Here is a 6570-nt window from a genome sequence, read left to right on the forward strand (position 1 = left end):
ATTTGATTAATACTAATAAATTTATAAATAAATTTATTTTATTTTATCTGTCTATTTTAACAAATTCTAAACATTATACACAATGTCTGATTGTTAAATTTCAAGATTTATTAGCTTATTTAAATTTGATTTACATTTTTTACTTTTAAGTCTAGGAGAATATTATAAAAGTAAAAAATAAGATGCAATTGCATCTTATAAATATGATTTTTTGATTGGGAATTTTTTAGTTAATTCTAAAACTTCTTGTTTAAGTTCATTTAGTTTATCGATTCCATTTTCTGAACTTAACACTTCATAATTTCTAAGTGTGTAATCAATTATGTCAGCTAATTTATCTCATTCTGTGAAATCTCTACTTGTCATAGCAGCAGTTCCAATTCTGATACCACTTGCTACAAACGGTGAAAGTGTATCGAATGGAATTGTGTTTTTGTTTAATGTAATGTTGATTTTACCTAAGATTTCTTCAGCTTGTTTACCGCTAATGTTGTATGTTGATAAAACATCAATCATAAATAAGTGGTTGTCTGTTCCACCTGAAATAATTTTTGCACCTTTGTTAATGAAGTTATTACAGAACTTAGCTGCATTTAATCTAATGTTTTTTGCATATTCTTTAAACATAGGTTGCATAGCTTCATAAAAGCTTACAGCTTTTCCAGCTATAGCGTGGAATAATGGCCCACCTTGGTATCCAGGGAATACTCATCTGTCGATTTTTTTAGCAATTTCTTCATCATTAGTCATAATGATTCCACCTCTACCTCCACGTAATGTTTTATGTGTTGTAGAAGTAATAATATCTGCATAACCAACTGGCGATGGGTGTTCACCAGTAGCAACAAGTCCTGCAATGTGAGCTATATCAGCCAGTAATTTTGCACCACATTTATCAGCGATTTCTCTGAATTTAGCAAAGTCAATTGTTCTTGAGTAAGCTGAATAACCACAAATAATTAAGTGTGGTTTTTCTTTTAGAGCAAGTTCTAAAATTGCATCATAATCTAAAATTCCATCTTTACCTAAATCATATGAAACTGATTCATAGAAAATTCCACTAAAACTGATTTTGTATCCGTGTGTTAAGTGTCCACCTGAACTAAGTGAAAGTCCCATAATTTTTCCACCACTAGGTACAACTGATGCAATAGCAGCAGCATTTGCAACTGAACCTGAATAAGGTTGCACGTTAGCAAATTTAACACTAAAAATAGCTTTTAATCTATCAATAGCAGCTTGTTCAACTACGTCAACATTTTCACATCCACCATAATATCTTCTATTTGGGTAACCTTCACCATATTTGTTTGTTAAAACACTACCTTGAGCTTTAAGCACATCTTCTGAAACATAGTTTTCACTAGCGATTAATTCAATGTGATCTTCTTGTCTTTTTAGTTCATTGTTAATTGCATCTTGAACTAATTTATCTTTTAAACTAATATCTGAATACATAGGTCTCCTAGTTGTTAAAGTGTGAATCTATTTTCTCAATTTGCTCACTTGAACCTGTAATTCTAAGTGTTACATTGTGTGAATTTTCTTTTTTGTAATCATCAATTTGGTCAATGCCGAAACAATCTGAAACTGATTTAATTTGATTAATTTTATCTTGAATGTACTCACCATTTGCAAGTTCAAATGTAAGGTCAAGTGTTTTGTATGGTTCAGTATTAATTGATTTGAATTTAGTTGCTGCTTCATTGTTTCTGATGTTTTTAATCACATCTGTGAATAATTCGGCATAGAATGCATTTGTCTTATCAATTGATGGATGAATTTTACCTAATCAACCTAATTCAACTTGTGCACCTGTGTTTTGGTCAATATAAACAATTTTTGCAGATGCATTTGGATGAACTAAAGCATTGTCTTTTAAAGGGACAAATTCTAAATCTAATTTTACAAAATTAATAATATCTTGTTTCATTTCAAAGAATGATTTAGTTGTTGAAGCGAGACCTAAAACTTCATTAGAGTTCCCGATCATTCCTACTTCAAAAATGTTAATTGAGTTTAATTTACGTTTTTGATTGTAATCGACAACTTCTTGCAATGAAACAATAATTGAATTACGTACGTATTCTCTTTCTTTAGAAACGAATGTTAATAAAGGTCCAACAGTTTCTTTTAAGTCTAAAACTTTAAAGTCTGCTTTTTCTTTAGAAACAAGTGTAAATGTTCTAACTTCTGAATAACCCATTCCACTAATAATATTTTTTGTTCTATCTTTTGATTGTGTAATTAATGGAACGTTTTTAACAACTTCTTCTTTAAACTTGCTGTATGAATAGAATCTGAATAATTCTTCCATAACATCTTCAAATAAGTTAACATCATATCTATAGTTAGGAACTTTAACAGTGTCTACTTCAAAGATAAATCCTAATTTACTTAATTGATCTTTAGCTTTGTTAAATTCAACTAATTGATTGTCTAGTTTATTTGAGTAAACTTTTAATTTTTCATTATAAATTTTTATTTCTTTGTAGCTATCAAATTCAAATTCACCAATTGTATTTGAGACTTGTAAATCATTGCAGTATGATCTGACGAATTTAACTGCTAAACTTGCTAATTCGGGTGTAATTGTTCTTGCACCTTGTGCAGCTGAGTTTGAAATTAATTTAAGTTCTTTAGATGAATGTCTAACATCTGTAGACTTAAACACTCCAACTTCAAATAAATAATCATTTGTTTGCTCTGTAGCTTTCGTATCTTCTAGACCCATAGCACAAGCAACTGAAACAGGTTTATTGTTAGCAAAAATTGTTAAAACATTATTTAATTCAACTTCTTTATTTCCTAAAATAACTAATTTTCCTGAATAATAATCTGCACTTAAATTGTTTTCTAATTTTGCAGCATCATAAACGTGAGAAGGCACACCATAGTTAATTAATGTTAAGTTTGTTAAATTAACTGCTCAGTCAAATTTTGTATCGATACCGTGTTTTGCAAGTAACATTTTTTCATATAAAGTTGTTTCTTTTTTACCTTTAATTTCTGTAAATGATAAATGTTGTGCTTTGTTTTTATTAACTGTAAATTGTGTTGTAAATGAACTTGGTGTTTCTTTTAATACGCTTATAAAGTCAGTATCAAAATATGAAGCTAATTCTCTAGCTAAAACATAATATGAGTTCGCATCATTTCTGTTTGCTGTTACTGAAATTTCGATAAGTGTGTCATTAAGACCTAAAAGTTCCATTGCATCATCTTCAAGTGTAGCAAAATCGTTTGGTAAAACTAAAATTGAGTCAGTATATGATAAAAGTGAATTATCATATCCAATTTCAGATCATGCACCGAACATTCCTTGTGATAAAACTCCTTTAATTTCTTTGTCTGCGAAAACAAAATTTCCTTTTGATGCACCTGTTGGGAAGCAAATTGTAAGGTCACCTGGTTTTAAAATTCTATTATTTGTTTGAATTGTGTATTCACCTTGTTTTGTTAAAACTTTAACTACATCTAATTTGTCTGAATTAGGGTTAACTGAAACTTCTAAAACTTTTGCAAATACTAAACCTTTAACGTCAGAGAAAGGTGAAACTGATTCAACTTCTAAACCTAAGTTGTTCAATGCTTTTTCTACTTCTTTTGCATCTAACTTAATATTTGGTAAATATTTATTTAAATGTTTTAAAGATAAAATCATAAATTACTTTCCTCCTTTAGTTAAATCTCATTCGATTGGTTTTACATTATTTTGTTTAAGTTTTTTATTAATAGTTTTAAATAAGTGTGAATCTGCAAAACCTTTGTTGTAACTATATGGACTTGGGTGTGCAAGTTCAACTAAGTTTTTAGGATTAATTGCTATATCTTTAATGAATTGTTGTGCTTTTTTACCTAACGCAACTACAATAACATTAGGGTTTTGCACAACTACTTCCTCAACTACTTTGTGTGTGAAAGTTTCTCATCCTATTTTGAAGTGTGAAGCAGGCTTGCTTTGAGCAACTGTTAAAACTGTATTTAATAATAAAACACCTTGTTTAGCTCAAGAAACAAGTGAAGTTGTTTCTAATTTTGTTTTAGGATAATCTTTTTTAAGTTCCTTAAGAATATTATTTAGTGATGGAGCAAATTTGTCATCGTATGTTGAAAATGCTAATCCATCAGCTAAACCTAATGTGTGGTATGGATCTTGACCTAAGATAATAACTTTAGTTTCATTAACTTGGAAGAATTCAAATGGTTTAAATAAATCCATTTGGTGTGGAAAAACTTTAACTCCATTTGTTTCTTCTTCTTTTAATTTATCTAAAATTTTTGTAAAGTATGGTTTTTGACCTTCTGACTGTAATATTTTTAAAAAACTATCTTTCATTTTTAAATTGCTCCATTATTCTTAAATCATTTCTGTATAAATCTCTTATATCTGTAAAACCGTATTTAATCATTGTGATACGTTCAATTCCAATACCAGCTGCAAAACCGTTAAATGATGAATCAAAACCAGCCATTTCTAACACACTTGGATGAAGCATACCGGCACCTAAAATTTCAATTCATCTATTTTTGTAAAATACATCAACTTCAACACTTGGCTCAGTGAATGGGAAGTAACTTGGTCTTAATCTGATTTCAACGTTTTCTTCTAAAACATATGAAAGTAAATCTTTAAGAGTTCAAATTAAGTTAGAGAATGAAACTTTCCCAACTGTAACAAAGTCAATTTGAGTAAATTGGTGTGAGTGAGTTGCATCATCTTCATCATTTCTGTAAACTTTACCAATAGCAAAAGTTGAAAATTCCTTATTAGGATTTTCTTCAAGAACTTTTGCAGTAATACCTGTATTATGTGTTCTTAATAAAGTTTGTTCTGTAATGTAAAGTGAGTCATGCATTCCTCTAGCAGGGTGATCATCTGGAATATTTAAACGTTTAAAGTTATATTCATCAGATACAATTTCACCATCTTTACGTTCATAGTATCCGTGTTGGAAAAATCAATCTCTTAATCTTTCTTCAACAAGTGTGATTGGGTGTAATGCTCCAGGTTTTAAAACAGGAATTGTTACGTCAATAAATTCTGAATTAATTTTCTTTTCAATTTCAAGTTTTTGAATTCTTTCTTCAGCTAACTTAAAGAAATCTTCATATTCTTTTTTAAGAATTGTAATTTTTTGTCCGATTTCTTTCTTTTGTTCAACTGGGGCTGTTTTTAATTCTTGTTGAAGTTTGTAAATTTCTCCTTCGTTTGAAAATACACTTGCTTTTGCTATTTTAAGATCTTCTAATGAATTAATGTTTTCTAATTTTAAATTCATCTAATCCTCCTTAATTGCTTCCTTGATTTTTTGTCAATATTTTTTGTATTTTTGTTCGTTTTCATTTAATCCAGCAAAATAAAATTCTGCTTTAGATAATTCTTTTGGTAAATATTGCTGATTGACATAATTGTTTCAGTAGTTATGTGGATATTTGTAATCAACTCCATCACCTAATTTAACCGCTGATGCATAATGTGAATCTCTTAAATGTTTTGGTATTTGATAAATTTGTCCTGAATCTAAGATTTCCTCTGTGTTTTCGATTGCAATGTATGTTGAGTTACTTTTTGGTGCCAGTGCAATATCAATAATTGCAAAAGCAATTGGTAATTTTCCTTCAGGCATTCCTAGCCGCTCAAAAGCTTCAATTGCATTTAGCACTCTTAAGCTTACATTCGGTGAAGCGTGACCAATATCTTCATATGACGCACAAATCATTCTCCTGAATAATCCATCAACATCTCCACTTTTTAAAATTAACATCCCATAATATAGTGCAGCATTTACATCTGAACCTCTAAGTGATTTGTGAAATGCAGATAAATTGTTGTAATGTGCGCTTGAATTCAAATCACTGTAGAAGTTAATATTTGGAATAACTTGTTTCAGTTGCTCTTTAGTAATTTCTATACCTGGATCAGAACATAAAATGAGCATATGTAAATTGTTAATACTTAATCTTAAGTCTCCTGAAGAAAATCTAGCTAAGTTTTCTAGAACGTCCATACTAATTAAATAGTTAGGAAAACTTTCTTTAACAATTTGATTAAGTTTCTCTGCGATTTCATCTTCTGAAATCTTAAAAAACTGCACAATTTGCATCCTACTTCTTAGAGCAGGCACAACTTTAAAGTAAGGGTTTTCTGTTGTAGTTGCATAAACAATAATCTTGTCAAATTCTAGATAAGATAACAAAATGTCTTGCTTATCTTTATTTAATCTATGTATTTCATCAATGATGATTACATCATTATTTTTCAAAATATTAATTAATTTATCTTTATTATCAACTGATGCGTTAAATAAATCATACTTAAGACCTAATTGGTTAGCCAAAATCATTGCACTTGTTGTCTTACCGGTTCCTGATTCACCAAAGAAAATAAAACTTGTTGTTATTTTGTTTGCAACAACTTTTTCAAGTAATTTAACAACGTGCTTTTGTCCGACAATGTCTTCTAATTTAGTTGGTCTGATTAAATTTGCTAGATTTTTATTGTTCATAACACCCTTTTAGTTAATTAATAAAATAAATTTTATTAATTATACATTTTTATTTTTTTAA

At 29.1% G+C, this 6570-nt stretch carries 5 protein-coding genes; all 5 read right to left on the bottom strand.

Features of this window, described 5'->3' with window-relative positions; all coding sequences use genetic code 4:
- Window positions 1-195: 195 nt before the first annotated feature.
- Genes glyA through ACNF36_RS00715 form a run of 5 tightly spaced genes read right to left on the bottom strand, consistent with a single transcriptional unit; the run spans window position 196 to window position 6509 of the window.
- Entirely contained in the window at window positions 196-1458 is a 1263-nt protein-coding gene (gene glyA, locus ACNF36_RS00695; protein WP_418303381.1) for a serine hydroxymethyltransferase, read from the bottom strand.
- A 7-nt stretch (window positions 1459-1465) separates the two neighbouring features.
- A complete protein-coding gene (locus tag ACNF36_RS00700) occupies window positions 1466-3664 on the bottom strand; it encodes a phenylalanine--tRNA ligase subunit beta (RefSeq protein WP_418303382.1) in 2199 nt (732 codons plus the stop codon).
- 3 nt (window positions 3665-3667) lie between these two features.
- On the bottom strand, window positions 3668-4339 hold the full coding sequence (locus ACNF36_RS00705) for a uracil-DNA glycosylase (protein WP_323176410.1): 672 nt from the start codon (window positions 4337-4339) through the stop codon (window positions 3668-3670).
- Window positions 4329-5282, bottom strand: coding sequence for a phenylalanine--tRNA ligase subunit alpha (gene pheS, locus ACNF36_RS00710; protein WP_418303383.1), 954 nt, complete (start codon window positions 5280-5282; stop codon window positions 4329-4331). The genes ACNF36_RS00705 and pheS overlap by 11 nt, the downstream gene beginning before the upstream one ends.
- A complete protein-coding gene (locus ACNF36_RS00715; RefSeq protein WP_418303384.1) occupies window positions 5283-6509 on the bottom strand; it encodes a replication-associated recombination protein A in 1227 nt (408 codons plus the stop codon).
- Window positions 6510-6570: the final 61 nt, after the last annotated feature.

This window comes from Mycoplasma sp. 4463, from assembly GCF_048381515.1.
GTDB lineage: Bacteria > Bacillota_I > Bacilli_A > Mycoplasmatales > Metamycoplasmataceae > Mycoplasmopsis.